This is a genomic window from Verrucomicrobium spinosum DSM 4136 = JCM 18804, from assembly GCF_000172155.1.
In the GTDB taxonomy this organism is placed as follows: Bacteria; Verrucomicrobiota; Verrucomicrobiia; order Verrucomicrobiales; family Verrucomicrobiaceae; genus Verrucomicrobium; species Verrucomicrobium spinosum.
In genome coordinates this window covers 99988-117151 of the sequence record NZ_ABIZ01000001.1, presented here as the reverse complement: position 1 = coordinate 117151, position 17164 = coordinate 99988, and the positions used below count along the sequence as shown (strand labels likewise).

General features: G+C 64.1%; 12 protein-coding genes. 10 read left to right on the top strand and 2 right to left on the bottom strand.

Going from position 1 to position 17164, the window contains the following annotated elements; genetic code table 11:
- The first annotated feature begins 1212 nt into the window (after nucleotides 1-1212).
- Entirely contained in the window at nucleotides 1213-2934 is a 1722-nt protein-coding gene (locus VSP_RS00470) for a hypothetical protein (protein ID WP_157210660.1), read from the top strand.
- A 20-nt stretch (nucleotides 2935-2954) separates the two neighbouring features.
- Here VSP_RS00470 and VSP_RS00465 read toward each other — a convergent pair whose 3' ends face one another.
- Entirely contained in the window at nucleotides 2955-3509 is a 555-nt protein-coding gene (locus tag VSP_RS00465) for a hypothetical protein (RefSeq protein WP_156346545.1), read from the bottom strand.
- A 60-nt stretch (nucleotides 3510-3569) separates the two neighbouring features.
- On the opposite strand from VSP_RS00465, the gene VSP_RS00460 reads away from it, so the two are divergent.
- The 9 genes from VSP_RS00460 to VSP_RS00420 all read left to right on the top strand — a co-directional run bounded on the left by VSP_RS00460 (nucleotide 3570) and on the right by VSP_RS00420 (nucleotide 13945).
- On the top strand, nucleotides 3570-4202 hold the full coding sequence (locus VSP_RS00460) for a DUF4412 domain-containing protein (RefSeq protein WP_009957997.1): 633 nt from the start codon (nucleotides 3570-3572) through the stop codon (nucleotides 4200-4202).
- 320 nt (nucleotides 4203-4522) lie between these two features.
- Nucleotides 4523-6106, top strand: a complete 1584-nt coding sequence (locus VSP_RS00455) for an AAA family ATPase (RefSeq protein WP_009957996.1) — start codon at nucleotides 4523-4525, stop codon at nucleotides 6104-6106.
- A gap of 144 nt (nucleotides 6107-6250) precedes the next feature.
- On the top strand, nucleotides 6251-7321 hold the full coding sequence (locus VSP_RS00450; protein WP_009957992.1) for a hypothetical protein: 1071 nt from the start codon (nucleotides 6251-6253) through the stop codon (nucleotides 7319-7321).
- Nucleotides 7318-9207 (top strand): hypothetical protein, encoded by a 1890-nt coding sequence (locus VSP_RS00445; protein WP_009957991.1) that lies wholly within the window; start codon nucleotides 7318-7320, stop codon nucleotides 9205-9207. The genes VSP_RS00450 and VSP_RS00445 overlap by 4 nt, the downstream gene beginning before the upstream one ends.
- A complete protein-coding gene (locus VSP_RS00440) occupies nucleotides 9204-10232 on the top strand; it encodes a radical SAM protein (protein ID WP_009957990.1) in 1029 nt (342 codons plus the stop codon). The genes VSP_RS00445 and VSP_RS00440 overlap by 4 nt, the downstream gene beginning before the upstream one ends.
- Nucleotides 10233-10320: 88 nt before the next feature.
- On the top strand, nucleotides 10321-10905 hold the full coding sequence (locus VSP_RS00435) for a hypothetical protein (RefSeq protein WP_009957989.1): 585 nt from the start codon (nucleotides 10321-10323) through the stop codon (nucleotides 10903-10905).
- Nucleotides 10906-10914: 9 nt separating this feature from the next.
- Nucleotides 10915-12276: an AMP-binding protein gene (locus VSP_RS00430; protein WP_009957988.1), complete on the top strand. Its 1362-nt coding sequence runs from the start codon at nucleotides 10915-10917 to the stop codon at nucleotides 12274-12276.
- The gene (gene pnuC / locus VSP_RS00425) at nucleotides 12273-12905 is read left to right on the top strand and encodes a nicotinamide riboside transporter PnuC (RefSeq protein WP_009957987.1); all 633 of its coding nucleotides are present in this window, start codon (nucleotides 12273-12275) and stop codon (nucleotides 12903-12905) included. Before VSP_RS00430 ends, pnuC begins: the two co-directional genes overlap by 4 nt.
- The gene (locus VSP_RS00420) at nucleotides 12902-13945 is read left to right on the top strand and encodes an AAA family ATPase (protein ID WP_009957985.1); all 1044 of its coding nucleotides are present in this window, start codon (nucleotides 12902-12904) and stop codon (nucleotides 13943-13945) included. Before pnuC ends, VSP_RS00420 begins: the two co-directional genes overlap by 4 nt.
- Before the next feature lie 96 nt (nucleotides 13946-14041).
- Here the strand turns inward: VSP_RS00420 and VSP_RS38695 are convergent, their stop codons facing one another.
- Entirely contained in the window at nucleotides 14042-16972 is a 2931-nt protein-coding gene (locus tag VSP_RS38695; RefSeq protein WP_081452330.1) for a PAS domain S-box protein, read from the bottom strand.
- Nucleotides 16973-17164: the final 192 nt, after the last annotated feature.

Genomic DNA, 17164 nt, shown 5'->3' with positions numbered 1-17164 from the left:
AGCAGCACATCCAAGGGCCATTGGTCGTTCAACGCCGCCCCAGACGCCCTGTAGGGCAAGCGCTCCGCTTGCCGCGCGCCACCCCTGATTCGGCAACCGAAGCGGTCGCCCTACAACCCAAGGTGGTTGGAGGCGAGGTCAGGAGCAGCACATCCAAGGGCCATTGGTCGTTCAACGCCACCCAGACGCCCTGTAGGGCAAGCGCTCCGCTTGCCGCGCGCCACCCCTGATTCGGCAACCGAGGCGGTCGCCCTACAACCCAAGGTGGTTGGAGGCGAGGTCAGGAACAGAACATCCAAGGGCCATTGGTCGTTCAACGCCACCCAGACGCCCTGTAGGGCAAGCGCTCCGCTTGCCGCGCGCCACCCCTGATTCGGCAACCGAGGCGGTCGCCCTACAACCCAGGGTAGTTGGATGCGTGGTCAGGAGCAGCACATCCAAGGGCCATTGGTCGTTCAACTCCCCCCTGGCGCCCTGTAGGGCAAGCGCCCCGCTTGCCGAGCGCTGCCCCTGACTGAGGCAACCGGGGCGGTCGCCCTACAACCCAGGGTGTTTGGAGGCGAGGTCAGGAGCAGCACATCCAAGGGCCATTGGTCGTTCAACGCCGCATCAGACGCCCTGTAGGGCAAGCGCTCCGCTTGCCGAGCGCTGCCCCTGACTGCGGCAACCGAAGCGGTCGCCCTACAACCCAGGGTAGTTGGAGGCGAGGTCAGGAACAGAACATCCAAGGGCCATTGGTAGTTCAACGCCGCCCCAGACGCCCTGTAGGGCAAGCGCTCCGCTTGCCGCGCGCCACCCCTGACTGAGGCAACCGGGGCGGTCGCCCTACAGAGGTTGCAGGGAGGTTTGGACGCTGAGTAAACGAGGAGTCTTCACGGGACGTTTGGTCGAGACCGGGACCGGGACAAGAATCCCCTCGCTCCTCTTACTGAACATGCGCTCTCGTGAGTCAGGTGGGTCTTCAACCGTCTCGTGCACGCGCCCCTCGTCTCCCACCCCCCCCCGCCACCCCGACGCCAACGGCGTCACACAACCAAGCCCAAGGTCAGACCGCGAAGCGGTCGCCACCCTGGGTGCGCTTGCCAAGAAGCTGGGAACTCCGAAGCGAGTTCCACAAACCGTCGCTCTCACCCTGCATCACCGATCCTCCCGCCCCACTGCATTTCGCGCTGGCAATCGCTTCACAGCACTGGCATGCTTTTTCTCCACGGCATGCCCCCTAAATCCCTTCTCTCCCTGGTTGGCTGTGCCTGCGTCCTGGCCAGTCCATCTCTTCACGTCGCCGCTGCGGCAGAGCCCTCCTCGCTGCCCGCTTCCACTCCCTCTCCAACCACCGCCCCATCTGCGAACGACTCTGGCACACGCTCCACCGAGATGCCCCTCCCTGGCGGCGGAAAGGTAGTTCTGAGTGCAAGGGAGCACTTCGGCGGCTTTCGGGGCGAACTCATCTATCATTCCCCTGAGGGCAAAACGATCCGGCTTTGGGACAATCCACCGCGATACAGCGGGAACGATGCGAGCCCACTCCCTGGCCACCTCATCACCGTAAACCGCGTAGGCGATCAGGTTCTGGCCCTGCTGGAGCAAGAGCACTCGCATCACCTCCTCCTTGCGTGGAAGCCCGGTGCCGCCACTCCAACTTACGTCGTCATCCGATCTGCCTTGCTGCATCAGGTCACACACGCCAGGGATCGCAAGATCACTATCAAGTCGCCGGGGGAACTGGAGCTAACCTATTCCTCTTCGCAGCCCCCGCTGTTGGTAACGGTGAGCGAGGAGGAACCTCACACCTTGAAAGCCTCACGGGAGCCGGGCGGTTCGGCGATCGACGTGACTCATCTTGGCTTGCCCCTGGATGGAACGAAACCCGCACTACCGTCTCCTGGCTATGATCTGAAAGTCTCCAAGTACTGTCGGCTGAACAATGGCTTGATTTACATCATCAACGCCCCCACTCAACCTGGAGAGCCCCAGGAATCGCTGGTCTGGCTTCCCGATGGCGGCCACCCTGAAGTGCTCCAACGCAGTTCCAGCATGGATCTCATGACGACGTGGCAAACGCCTTCTGTCGGCTTTGCGACGGATCGCCAGGTCGCCCTCCTGCGCCACGACGAACGAGGAACGCTCTACTACGAGTGTTTCACGAAAATTCAGGAAGGCTGGCGCCAAACCGCCTGCACCCCTTTTACCACCTCCCCCTTATACTCCACGTCCCATGGCATTGCCGTGGGCTACTCCTCCACCTACGAACCTTGGGAAACTCGGTTCACGGGCATCCGGAGATTCTCTCGAATCAAAGGGAACGAGCATGGAGGCCAGCCACCAGATCGGTTCGAGGTATTGGACCAAGCCTCCCCTGCTGGCGCAGAGGTCCCGTTGATCACCTCCAACGGTGAGCTGATCCCCCATCATGTGCAGAACTGGGGTCCGATTCCCTTGACCGTCGAGCAACTCAGGACATCGGGCATCAACGCCTATCCCTACATCGACTCCCTCCCCCTCGGCACCACGGACGTCCGCATTGTCCGTGCTCCGAAGAACGGGGGCACCGTGGCCAGGTTGATCCTGCATCCGGGAAGTCGGCGAGTCGTCGCTCTTACCGGCAAAGATGACGTCCTCGCTCAAGGTCCCTGGCGTTTTCTCACAGGAAGGTCGGATCACCAATCCGCAGAGTTCGTGGTGATCGGCCCCGGCGGACAACCCGAGTACTGGCGCTTCGCGGCATCCCCCTCCGCTCGGGGCTGGCCATTGACGGATGAAGCGAAGCTGGACGACCTCAACGTCGCCAAACTACTGCAGGCGAAGTTCACTGCCGAACGCAAACTTGATTGCCTGTGGGAAGACGGAACTCGGGCGCGGTATGAGTTCCCCGGGAAAACTGATGTTGGCAACACATCACCAACACTGCGGACAGCCCTGCGATCCAGTTTGTAAGGGCGCCGGTTCCTCGCCCGTCAAAAATCCTTCAGGCGATCCTTCTCCTTCTCGGCCTTCTCTGTTTTTAACCGCAGCTCCTCTGCCTTGGTGGTAAAGTTGAGTGCGGAGTGGTTGGAGCTCAGACGTGCGACTTTTTCGGGAGGGGTCGTCGTTTCCCAGACGGATTCTGGTGCACCAGGAGGCACAAGCTCCCAAACTTGCCCGCCTTCATTGGCAGCTCTCAGGATGCCAATTTCGATGTTGGTGAATGGCGTGGCCGATCCAGCTGAAGGTCTCGCCGAGTTGCGATAGGTGATGGAGACACACTTGTCCTCCCTGAACCTAGCGATGATCGTCACTCCGTTTTTCAAATAAGTGAACGTGCCATTTTCGCGGTCGGATTCGGTCGGCGTTCCGTAGCGCTTCTCGCATTCAGCCTTCGTTTCGCCCAGCCGGGCCTGAGAAGGAACGACTGTCAGATGAAGCAGCAGCAGACTGAATAGTAGTTTTTTCATCACAACTGGTGAAGTAGCTGCACACGCTACCTCATCCTGCTCTTGACGTGCAAACTTTTTGTCGATTGCATCAATCACTCGGGCAATATCAGATCAGGTTTTTCGTCACAATCTCCGCCAAACTCAAATGCATCCAGCATGACTCACACCCACAAGTTCCTTTCCCCTCTCTTCGGCCTCGCCCTGAGCACCGCCGCCCTGCTGACTCCTGCCGCCACGCAGGCCGGACTGATCATGGAACAGACCATGGAGGGCTCGGAGGCGCCGAGCCAGACGACGATGCGCATTCAGAACGGGATGATCCGCACGGATATCAGTGAGGAGCTTTCCACGATCGCGGACACGAAGGCGGGGGAGGTGATGACCATCATCCACCCGGCCAAGATGGTGTCGGTGATCAGCCAGCCGAAGGGCGAGGCGGCCCCGAAGCTCCCGAACGTGCCCACCCCCAAGTACACGGCGACGGGCATGACCGAGAAGGTGGACGGATACGAATGCAACATTGTGAAAATGGAGATGGGGGAGATGACATCCACCTTCTGGGTGGCCAAGTCCTACCCCGACTATGACAAGATCAAGGCCGAGATGGCGACAATCAAGCCGGCCAGTGGCGCGCCTGAGACTCCGAAGGAACTGGAAGGCCTGATCCTGAAAACCAGCACGGTGGGCCCGAAGTACCTGGGCATCGTCACGATCAAGTCCGTGAAGATCGAGGAAATACCCGCAGACGTGTTCAAGGCTCCGACCGGGTACACGGTGAGCCGCCAGTGAGGTGGGCTGAGGCCTGAAGGGGGCAGGCCCGGCTGACGCGCTCGCATGCAGCCAGTGTAGAAGAACCGTCCGGTTCTTGCCCCCCCTCACCCAGCGCTCCCAAGAGCCGGGACGGCTCTTCTACCTTGCCCGGGGCGTCCTCAAGTGGTCTGGCAGCGCGAGGTTCGGCGGAGGGTGTGTTCCCGTCCCGTTGGCGATCTGGAGAAGCCACGCTTCCCATTTGCCTCCGCCCGCCGTTCCGTGTTGAATTACGGCGAACCCTGCTGCGCCCCCATGGCGCGGCATTTCACGCCAAGCCCCCCCTCGACAACCGACTCCCCATGGCCTTGCGAGATCTCTTTCAACGCCTGTCCCAGGCTCCTACGAACCCCCACACCGCCCCGGTCAGCCGGCAGTTTGATGTGGCTGATCTCTACCGGGGGCCGGTGTCCGACACCGCCGCGACCGGCACGGGCGGAGGACTGCCGCTGGATGAGAAACTGCGGCAGGCGTACTTCTGGATCGTCAACACGGCGATCATCAGCCCGCACTATGATGTGGAGTACAACACGGAGCAGCCCCGCTCCTTTGTGCTGGGCGACTCCAAGAGCCGGCTGACGCTCCCTTCCTCGCAGAGCTACTCCAGCTTTGTGCTGCTGCCGCTGCTGACCTTCGCCACGCGGCGCAAGTGCCTCTTCATCGGCGGACCAGGCCGGGGCAAAACGGCGAGCGCCCTGCTCATGGGCGTGCTGGGCGGTTATCCGGTGCGGGAGGTGCGGCGGGCCATGCTGCATGGACATCCGCAGATGACCATCGCCGACCTGCTGGGCAACCCGCTGCCGGCGGACCTGGTGAACGCCCAGGACATCAAGGACATCCGCATCGCCTGGCGCGGCTGGCTGGACATGCGGGTGAAGATCATCGACGAATACAACCGCATCCCCACCCGCACGCAGAGCGCCCTGCTGACGGTGATGGGCGACAACTACGCGGAGATCATGGACCAAATCCATGAGTGCCCGGAAGCGGCGTGGTTCCTGACAGCGAACGACGACCAGGGAGGTGGCACGTACCAGGTGATTGAGGCGTTGCGCGACCGTATCGACGTGGTGGTGCAGGCGCTGGCCTTCAACCCCCGATTCCTGTCTGATCTCGTGACACGGATCGAGGAAAGGATCCGCCCCGAGGAAGTCGTGCCCAAGCAGATCATCTTCACCGAGACCGAGATCGACCGCTTGCAGGATGAGATCCGCGCCGTGGCGCTGCCGGTACAGGTGCGGCGGCGGCTGGAGTTCTTCACCAGCCAGTTCGAGTTCTGCGAGGTGGCAGGCGAGCAGTTCGAGTACAAGACGAAGGACACCGCCCGCCTGGCCGGGGTGGAATGGGCCACGCTCACCGCCCGCGACACGGGGCGGGACAAGATCAAGGACCTGGGCTGCCAGACGCGCAACGGTCTCTCTGTCCGCGCGCTCATGACGATCATCCACTACGCCAAGGCGATCGCCTACTTCCGTGGGAATCCCGAAGTGGAGCTGGAGGACCTGCGGCAGATCCTGCCGTTTGTGCTGTTCGACAAGCTCGTGCAGGACGTGGATGCGCCGTTCTTCGAAAGCCCGGGCAACACCGCCTTCCGCTCCGACCGGGTGGGCTGGCTGCGCCGGGTCTTCGACCTGAGCTGTGCGGAGTACGACCGCCTGAACCTGGATCGCGACGATCCCGTGGCGCAACTGGCCAGCGAGTTCCGCCTGGGGCTGGACGGCGTGGCCGAATCCGAAGTGGCCTCCCGCCTCGTGAAGATCGAGCGCCTCATCACCGACTGGGCCCGGGGCAACAAGCTGTACGGCCATCTCTACGACGACATGCTGAAACTGAAATACCTGCACCAGCGTTACACGAACTACCTGCGCTGGCTGAAGACCCGGTGAATTCGGTAACTCGGTAAACCAGTAATTCAGTAGTTCAGTGATTCAGCCTTGCGCGTCGGTGAACCGAAGAATCTCAATGTGAAGCTGAAGTGCCTGAAGCAGGCCATTCATCATTCCTAATTCAGAATTCCTAATTCTTTCTTCATGGTTTCCTCTGCCTTCACCGCCATCCTCAAGTCCGGTCGCGAGGAGTTCAATGCCCAGTATGCCCTGGCAAAGAAGCAGTTCCCGGCGCTGGAGGCGGAGTCGTTCTCAAACTTCCTGCGGTCCACGCTGGATCCGCTGGTGGTGCGGGTTCACTCCACGAACCCGGAGGCTGCGGTGGCCGTGGCGCAGGCGGGCTATGAGGTGGGCCTGGAGCTGGTGGCCCAACGACTGGTGGGAGCCCAGGCCCGGCACCCGTGGATCCAGCAACTCTGGGACGAGGTCTTGCCCGGGGCGGAGCAGCACGTGACGGCCGCGCCTCGTGAGGTCATCGGCGCCCTGAGCAATGCTGCGCATCAACTGGGCACCGTGCCCGGGGCCCGGCCACGGGACTGGCTGGGAATTCTGACCCGTCTCGCCCCCTTGGCAGAATCGCCCGAGACCTTCCTCAAAGCAGGCCAGGTGGCGGCCTGGCGTTGTGGACTGGCCCACTACCGGGAGAGCGCGCTGGCCGTGGCGGACCTGCTGCCCCCGGCGCTGGCGCTGGCGGCGTTGACCGTGCCGGAGAGGCAGGGCGATGAAACGGGTTCTTCCCAGACTGCCGGAGAGGCCGTCGCCATCTGGCCGGAAATCCGCCAGCGCCTGCAAAACGGGCGCTGGCCCCGGGGACTGGGAAACAACGGTCGCGACCACTCCAGCCCGAATGATCTGGCCGCCCCGCGCCTCATGCGGCGCACGGGCGCCTTCAGCGGATTCGGCGGGCTGTTTCCTGAACCTCCGCGTCTGGTGGTGGCGCAGGACCAGATCTATGTGCGCAGCGGCCCTGACGGCTGGCTGCTGACGGCGGACGCCTTTGGCGCGACCTTCCACCGGGCCACTCCGGAGGAGCTGGCCGCCACGCGTCCGCAGATCCCCCAGGTGCCCGCGGGGGTGGAGGTGCCACAAGACATCGGCCCCGTGACCAGCGTGGCGCGGCTGGACCACACCGTGGCCATCACTGGAGCCCTCACTCATGCGGTGCTGCTCTACGCCGTGCCGGGCCACGGAGGGGAAGACCGCGACGAACCATGAAACGCAGGCCGCATTGGTGCCCTCCCCAGGAACTGGAGGCCCTGCGCCTCCGGTGGGTGGAGCAATGGCCCGCCGCGCTGGAGGCGTGGAGCCGCTTCACCCGGCTGAGCCCGCCCCGGCTCTGCCTGACGCCGGAAGAGGAGCGCCGCGAGGGGCTGGCCGGGAGTTTTGCGATGATCCGCCTGGTGGACCAGGCGGTGGTGGTGAGTCTGACGGAGGTGCTGGCCTCTGATGTGGCGGACCTGGGGGTCGAGATCCTGGCGCACGAGATCGGCCACCACGTGCTGGCCCCGGCCAACCTCACCGACCACGGCCGCATGCTCTCCCGCATGCGCTGGGGCCTGCCCACCCTGGAGCACCAGGCCCCCATGGTGGCCAATCTGTACACGGACCTGCTCATCAACGACCGCCTGCAACGCAGCGCGGGCCTGCGCATGGATGAGGTGTACCGCCGCATGCGCAAACAACAGGAGGGCTCCGCCGATGGCGCGGTGTGGAAGCTCTACATGCGGATCTATGAAATACTCTGGCGGCTGGAGCGCGGCACCCTGGCAGGCCGGGTGGATGACCGCACGGACGGCGACGCCTGGCTGGGCGCTCGGCTCATCCGCGTGTACTCCCGCGACTGGCTCCAGGGCAGCGGCCGTTTTGCCGCGCTGCTCCTGCCGCATCTGCTGGAGGACAAGAAGTCCCAGGAGCTGCTGGAGAAGTTCTTCGACACCAAGGGCGCGGCCGTGGGTGGCGAGATCACCGGGCTTACGGAAATGGAACCGGGCGAGAAGGAGGGGGCGATCCATCCCGCGCTGGATCCGGAACTGAACGGCGAGTCCACGGGGGCGGACGCGGACACTGAGGCTGGGGAGGATGTTTTGCCCTCGATGGTGCCCGCCAATCAGCAGGCGCGCGGCCAGGCCCGGCAACCCTTTGAATACGGCGAGCTCCTGCGCGCCGCCGGGGTGCCCATCAGCGATCACGATGCTGCGGTGCGTTATTACCGCGAACAGGCGCTGCCTCACCTCATCCCCTTTCCCACGCGGGAGCTGCCCCGCAGTTCCGATCCGCTGCCAGAGGGGCTGGAGCCCTGGGCACTGGGCGATCCCATGGATGCGCTGGACTGGATGCAGAGTGTGCTGATCAGCCCCACGGTGATCCCGGGTGTGACCACGGTGCAGCGCATCTGGGGGGAGAGCGAGGGCGTGGAGCCGCGCAAGGAACCGCTGGATCTGGACATCTATGTGGACAGCTCCGGCTCCATGGCCAATCCGCAGAGACTCATCTCCTACCCGGCCCTGGCGGGGGCGATCATCTGCCTCTCCGCCCTGCGCACCAGCGCGCGCGTGCAGGCCACCCTGTGGAGCTGGAAGCAGCAATACATCACGACCCCGGGCTTTGTGCGGGATGAAGTGTCCATCCTGCGCGTGCTCACCGGCTACTTCGGCGGAGGCACGGCCTTCCCCATCCACCAGCTTCGCGACACCTTTGGCCCGCGCCCACCCGAGGCCCGGCCCGCGCACATCCTCATCATCTCGGACGACGGGGTGGACACGCTCTTCCAACAGGATGAGAAGGGCAACTCCGGCTGGGACGTGAGCGCCATGGCGCTGGAGAAGGCGCGCGGCGGCGGCACCATGGTGCTGAACCTGGCCCAGGGCTGGGAACAGCATGCAGCGACCTATCCCTCGTTTGCCGCCATCAAGAAGGCGCGCGATGAACAAGGCTGGAACGTGCACCGCGTGGCCACCTGGGAGGATCTGGTGGCCTTTGCCCGGGCCTTCAGCCGGCAGCACTACGGCCGGGGCCCGCAGACCGCCCGGCCTGTGCGACCTCGAACCCCCATCAGCGGAACCGCCGCCAACGGTGCCCCGCGCCCACCCACTCACCTGTGAACCCGCTGGCGTCAGATTCGCAAGATCCCCTGGTGGTGGTGTGGCGCGTGACGGAGCGCTGCAATCTGCGCTGCCCTTTTTGTGCCTATGATGCCCGGCTGGAGCGCCCGCGGGGCGTGGCGGATCCGGCAGAGATCCGCCGTTTTGCCGCCGTGCTGGCCGACTGGTCCCAGGCCACGGGCCGCCCGGTGCTGCTGAGCTGGCTGGGCGGAGAACCGCTGCTGTGGAAGCCGCTGGAGGCGCTCACCCGCCACTGCCGGGACGATCTGAACCTGCGCCTCAGCACGACGACGAACGGCACCACCCTGCATCGCGCCGAAGTGCAGGCCCATCTCCGGGAATACTACACCGAGCTGACGGTGAGCGTGGACGGCCCTGCCGCCCTGCACGATGTCCTGCGTGGACAAGCCGGGCTGCATGACCGCCTGCGCACCGGCGTGCAGGCCCTGGTGCGGCAGAAACACCTCACGGGCCACGGCCCCCTGCTGCGGGCGAATGTGGTGCTCTTCCGGGAGACAGTGACCGCCTTCCCCGCGCTCTGCCAGAGTCTCGCGGACTGGCGCATCGAGGAAATCACCTGCAACCAGCTCGGCGGTCTGGACCGGCCGGAGTATTACCCGGCCCACCGGCTGCTCCCGCCCCAGGTGGACTGGCTGACCGCCCGCTGGCCTGGCTGGCAGCAGCAGCTGGCTGATCAAGGAGTGCGCCTGCTGGGCGGGGCTGCCTATCTGCACCGGCTGGCCATGACCGCCCAGGGCCGCCATCTGCCCGTGGCAGACTGTCAACCGGGAGAGAGCTTTCTCTTCATAGATGAAGCCGGCCGCATCGCCCCCTGTAGCTACACGCCGCAGGCCTATGGCGTGCCCATCTCAGCCTTGCATACGACAGGGGATCTGTTGTCCCTGCCGGACCGCTTTCGTCAACTGCGCCGCAGTCACCGTGCCGCCGCCTGCGAAGACTGTCACAGCACCCAGGTTTGTGCGAAGTTCACGACTGTCGAGGCAGACGTCAGAAGTTATGGGTGATGAGTTCAGCCTTGATCCCGCCCCGCATTCCGCATTCCGCATTCCGCATTCTAATTCATAATTCATAATTTATCATTGCCCCAGCCCCATGACCCACGAAGGCCCCCCGCTCGAAACCCTGCTGCACCGGCTCGCAGAGACGCCGGCTGAGTTTCTGGATGAACCGAAGATCGGCTCCAAGGGACGCGTGCATGTGGACTCCGTGGTGGCGGATCTGCTGCGGCTGCACGGTGCTGCCCCCACGCCCCCAGACATGGAGGCCTTTACCGGCAAGGACGCCTCTCAGGACCGCAACCGGCTGGCCGTCACCCTGCTGCTCACCTGGCTGGCGGCGGATGATTGGTTCCTCAAACGCCAGCTCAGCGCCGGGACACTCCTGCCCCTGCTGGAAGGCACGGCCCGGGAGCTGGCGGAGCAGACAGTGGCGGGCGCCTTCCTCACCGACCCGGATCGGAGCGAGGAAATCACCCGCATCACCCTGGCACGGCTGGACTTCCGCCCCGAGGGCGAGTCGCCCGCCCAGGCTCAGGACCGCCTTACCAGCCTGAGCGCCACAGAGCGGGCCCGCGTCATTGCCGCCGCCCGGGCTGCCGAGCTGCGGGCCCGGGCCATCCGCGAGGCGCTGGCGAAGAAGGCAGCGGAGGAATCGGCCGACAAATACACCCGCGAATAAATTCTCCGCATGGACGCCGATCCCCAGCCCACCGACCTGGACCGCTACCCCACCCTGACGCCGACGGGGCAGCGCCTGCTGAGCTTTCTGAAAGAGCACCCGCATGGCCCTCTCTACCGCAATGAAAGCGGCAACCGTCTCCTGCCCGAGGAGGTGGCGCACGTGCGGTCCTTTGAAAGCGAGGTGGCCGCGGCCGCCATCGACTGGCGTGCAGGGGAACCGCCCCGCTGGTTGGAGGAGTTCACCGCCAGCACCTATGCCGATGTGCCGCACTACCGCAGGCAAGGTGCGCCACCCGCGAGGTTCGAGGACATTCCCTCCCTCTCCCGCGCAGACCTGAGCCGGGACATCGCCGCCTTCGTGCCGGACAGCGTGCCGGTGGAGCGGATGATCAACTTCCGCACCAGCGGTACGAGCGGGCATCCCCTGCTGCTGGCCTCCCACCCCGTGGTCGCGGCCTCGTACCTGGCCTTTCACAAGCGGGCGCTGCGCCGCTTCGGCATCACGCTCCTGGCGGGCGCGGGCGAGGTGGGGGTGGTGCTGATCGGTCACCAGAAGAAGTGCTTCACCTATGTCTCCGTGACGCCCACGATGAATGAGGCGGGGCTGGCCAAGATCAACCTGCACCCGGACGACTGGCGCGATCCCGAGGACCGGGCGAAGTATCTGGATGACCTGAAGGCGGAAGTGTACACGGGCGATCCCATCTCCTTTGCCGGGCTCCTCACCCTGCCCGTCACCTGGCGACCGAGGGCGCTCCTGAGCACCTCCATGACGCTGCTGCCCGGGCTGCGCCAGCGGCTGGAGGAACGCTTCCAGTGCCCGGTGCTGGACCTGTACTCCATGAACGAGGCAGGTCCCATCGCCGTGGCAGATCCCGCCGCAGGCGGGCATGTGCTGCTGCAACCCCGCATGTATGTGGAGATCCTGGATGACGAAGACCGCCCGCTGCCCCCCGGCGAGCGCGGCGAGGTGACGCTGACAGGCGGCTTCAACTTCTGTCTGCCGCTGCTGAGATATCGCACCGGCGATCACGCGGCGCTGGACTTCAGCGGCCCGGAGCCGGTGCTGGTGGGCCTGCAGGGCAGGCCACCTGTGAGGTATCGAACCACCTCGGGTTCGTGGATCAACAACATCGAGATCACCCACGCCCTGCGCCCCCTGGCCCTGCCCCAATGGACCATGCATCAAGCAGCGGACGGCACGGTGACGTTCCGTCATGCGGGCATGGACTCTCTGAACACCGACCTGCGGCAGGTCCTGCAATTGCTCCTTGGCGACGGCCTGCGTGTCCATGTTGAACAACAAGCCTTCCTGGATGGCAAGGTCATCCAATACACCTCGGATCTCACCGATCCTGCCACCACATGAAGCTGGATCTGATCCTGGAAATCGCCGCCAACACCGTCAACGCCCTGTCCATCCTGCTGGCAGGACGCAACAGCGTGCACACGTGGTGGACGGGCATCCTGGGCTGCGCGCTGTTTGCCCAGGTGTTCTATGACGCGAGGCTGTATGCCGATGTGGCATTGCAGTTCTTCTTCATCGCCGCCAGTGCCCTGGGCTGGTGGCGCTGGCTGCGCGGTGGCAGCAAGGGTCAGGCGCAAACCGGGCTGCCGATCCGCCACACGCCGCCCATGATGGGTCTGGTGCTGGTGATGGCGGCCCTGGCCGTGGCGGGGGCCTACGGGCTCATGCTGCACCACTACACCGATGCCTATGCCCCCTACTGGGACTCCACTGTGCTGACCTTCAGCGTGGTGGCCCAGTTCCTCCTGGTGGGCCGCCGGGTGGAGAACTGGTGGTGCTGGCTGGTGGTGAACACGATCTCCGTGCCGCTCTTTGCCAGTCGCGGCCTCTATGTCACCGCAGGGCTGTACTTCGCCTTCTGGATCAATGCCGTGATTTCCCTGCGGCACTGGCATCGCCTGCTGCGGGGGCAACAAGCCACCGCAGCGGCCTCCACTCCAGAGGACGGCTCCGCCTCTGCTATCGCATGATCACGCACCGCTTTCAGCATGGTCTCGTAGTGGGCAAGTTCTGCCCGCTGCACAAGGGTCATGAGGCCGTGATCCGCCGTGCCCTGGAGGAATGCGAAAACGTCGTGGTGCTGAGCTATACCGTGCCGGAGTTTCCCGGTTGCGAGCCGGAGAAGCGGGCCGCGTGGCTGGGGAGTTTGTTTCCAGAAACCACCCGCATCGTGCTGGGAGCGGACCACCCCTGGGGGCTGGTGCCGCCGCCCAATGACGATCCCGATGAATCACGGCACCGCCGGTTTGTCGGCCAGGTGTGCCGTGAGGTGCTGCGCACCACCGTGGACGCCGTGTTCACCAGCGAAAGCTATGGCGACGGCTTCGCGGCGGAGCTCAAGCGTTATTTTCGCGAATACGATGCCGGGCATCGCGAGGTGGTTCACGTGCCGGTGGATCCAGGTCGCAGCGTCCTGCCCGTGAGCGGCACCGCCCTGCGGGCAGATCCCCATGGCCTGCGGCAGTGGTTGTCCCCCGTGGTTTATGCCTCCTTTGTAAAACGCATCTGCCTGCTGGGCGGAGAGTCATCGGGGAAGAGCACCCTGGCCACCGCACTGGCGCAAAAGCACGACACGCTGCATGTGGCGGAGTACGGTCGGGAGCTCTGGGTGAACCAGGGCGGGCACCTGTCGTATGAGGACCTGCTGCACATCGGCGAAGTGCAGGTGGCCCGGGAAGAAGAGACCGCCGGCCGGGCGAACCGCTATTTGTTCTGCGACACCTCGCCGCTGACCACCTTGTTCTACTGTCTGGAAGATCACGGCAGGGCCGAACCCGACCTGTGGGCCCTGGCAAAGCGGAAGTACGACGTGTTCGTGCTCTGTGCCCCGGACATCCCCTTCGACCAGGACGGCACCCGCCGGGACCAGGCGTTCCGGCAGCAACAGCACGACTGGTACGAGGAACAACTCTCCGCCATGGGGGCAACGTGGGTGGAGGTGCAGGGAGATGTGCAGGAGCGGATGCGGCAGGTGGGGACGTGCCTGGAGCGGTTGCCGATAGTGGGTTGAAGCCGCTCTGGGGCGGAGCAGAGTCGTCCAGAGCTTCAGCTCGTCAGTCGCACTGCCCCCATCAACCCATGCCAGGCTAAAGCCTGGCACTACATTTCAGCTTACATCCCCCCGCCCGCCCACTGGCGCATTCAGACACTCGCGCACCATGTGGGCCAGCTTGTGGGTGGTAAACGGTTTGGGCAGGAACCACACATCCTCGGGAAGGGCAATGTTGCGGTTCAAGAGCTCCACGCTGTAACCGCTGGTGAACAACACCCGCATGTCCGGTCGCGCATCGCGCAGCATGTCTGCCAGGTCCTTGCCGCTGATGCCCTCGGGCATCACCATGTCAGTGAGAAGCAGGTCGATCGGCTCGGGATGTTCCTCCACAACTTTGAGGGCTTGGCGCCCGGAGCCAGCTTCGAGAACATGATAGCCGAAATGCTTGAGCGTCATTTTAGAGACGAGACGGAGTGCCGGCTCATCGTCCACCAGGAGGATGGTCTCATGCCCGCCCTTGGCCTTGGGCTCCGCCTCCACAGGGTTCGCAGGTGCCTTCACTGCGGCACGACATGCGGGCAGCAGGATCTGAAACTCCGTACCCACCCCCAGTTGACTGGAGACACGCACCAGCCCCCCATGCTGCCGCACAATACCATGCACCGTGGCCAGGCCCAGGCCCGTGCCCTGGTTGACTTCCTTCGTAGTGAAAAAAGGCTCAAAGATGCGGGTCAGATTCTCCACCGGAATGCCATAGCCGGTGTCAGTCACCTTGATGAGAACTGCCAGGCCGACCCGCGCGTCGGCATGCAACCGGGCCTCCTCTTCTGTGATGACCGCGGAGCCCGTGTGCACCGTGAGCGTGCCTCCTTTGCACATGGCATCGCGTGCGTTCACCGCCAGGTTCAGTATGATCTGCTCCATCATGCCCTGATCCGCCATCACGCTGGGCAGGTGAGGGTCCGCCTCCACCAGCAGCGTGACGTGCTCGCCCAGCGTCCGCCTCAGCAGGGTGATCATGTTCTGCACCACGACGTTGAGGTCCAGCTCACGCGGTTGCATGATCTGCTTCCGGCTGAAGGTCAGGAGCTGCCGTGTCAGACTGGAGGCACGCTCCACGGAGGCGGAGATCTCCCGCACACCGTCCGCCGGAGAAATGTGCCCCGACTGCAACAACGAGGCATAACCCTGAATGACAGTGAGGATGTTGTTGAAGTCATGGGCCACCCCGCCGGCGAGCTGGCCCACCGCCTCCATTTTCTGCGACTGGCGGAACTGATCCTCCAGCTTCTTGCGCTGGGTCACATCCTGGATCTGTGCGGTAAAGTGCAGCGGCCGGCCCTTGCCATCCCGCACGAGGGAGACGGAGAGCAGGGCTGACACCACTGCCCCGCCCTGGTGGATGTAGCGCTTCTCCATCTGGTAGCTGTTGCGGTCGCCCGCCAGGGTCTTGCGCAGCAGGGCCATGTCCGCCGGGAGGTTGTCAGGATGGGTTATTTCCTGAAAAGTCTTCTCCATCAACTCTTCCGGCGTGTAGCCGAGCATGGCGCAGAGCGCGGCATTGACCTTGAGGAAGCGGCCGTCGGTGCCCACCAGGGCCATGCCAATGGCCGCGGACTCAAAGGAGCTGGAGAAACGCGCCTCACTGGTGCGCAGGGCCTCCTCCGCCCGCTTGCGTTCACTGATGTCCCGCACCACAGCCTGCACAATGGTGCGGCCACCGACGTGCAGGGCATTGACGCTGATCTCTGCGTCAAAGAGGCTGCCGTCCGGACGTTTTACAAGCCATTCGAAGGGCCGCCGGGCGCCTTTCTCCTCCACACTGAAATGCTCCGCCACAACATCCCGCGCCAGCCTGCCATCAGGCTGCCGTTCCGCAGAGATATCAAGCGGCAAGCGGCCGATGATTTTTTCGCGACCGCAGGCTAGCAGCTGGAGGGCGCGCTCATTGCAGTCCACGAACTTCTGCCCATTAAGGATGAAGATGCCGTCCAGGGAGGACTCAAAAAGCGACTGGTACCGCCCCTCACTCTCGCGCATGCGCTGTTCCACCAGGAGACGGCGGTCACGCTCTGAGACCATCACATTCTGACGCCAGATGATCAATACCACCGCCAGCGCGGACGCGATGTCCACTGAGATCTGCACCGCAGGCGAGAACTGCCGGAAGGTCTCCGCCATCACCACACTGATGACGGCCAGCATCACCAGCACCAGCGGCAGCATGCGCAACGCCACCTCACACGGGCGCTCCATCCGGGAATGAAACAGTCCCTGAACCCGCCACGTCATGGCACCATAGCCGAGCACGAGAATGGAGAGCGAAAAACACAGGTTGAACCAGGTGCCGTCTGCCAGCTTGTCCTGCAGTTGCAGGATGTTCCACTGCATCCACACCATCCCGGTGGTTGCAAGCGCCGCCAGGAAGATCAACCAGGAAGCCCGGGGCAACAGCCGCAGCGTGAGGGCTAGAACCACGCCAACCCACAGTGCGCCCAGCAGCGTCGCCGGGTAAGCCACCAGCAGGAGCAGCGGCACCGGCCCCATCTCCCCCTGGCTGGGCAGATAGAGCGTAAGGACGAATGCCGTGGCCCCGACCCCGAGCGCCGCCGCGTCCAGGGTGGCCACCCGGAGTTCGGGTTTGGAAGTATTGGCCCGCAGGCACTGCCAGAGTCCTACAGCGCAGCATGGCCCCAGTGCAGAATAAAGTACGTCCGCAGGTGCGGGAAACGGGTTCCACCCCGTCACCACCTGGAGGTCCCAGATGATCTGCCCACCGGCATTGACCAGCAGGCCCCAGGCGAACCAGCGACGCACACTCTTCTCCTCCGGAGAAACAGCCGTCTTCATCCCCTGCCAGCCCAGCCAGGCGGCCACCAGGTAGCACAGCGTCCAGTGAAAGTTGTCCAGGAACCGCATCACCCCCACGCTGACCCCCGTCTGGCTGATCCCATAAGCCGCCAGCGACAACAAGACTGCGGAGAGCATCACCACCTTCGACAATCGCGAAGGTGGAGCACCACTTGGGGCATGGGGTTCTAACATTGAGAGAGAGTCTGACAGATTACATCCGTCTGAAAATTATAACAAGTATAAACCTCCCGCTACATCGTTCCAAAGGGTTACTTTGCGCCGAATAAAAACGGGTGCGCAAAAGCCATCGAAAGCGGTCCAACACAGGGCCCAGACGCGGCAGGGCGATCACCCCAGGTCATAGGGAACATCCTCCCCCGAAGA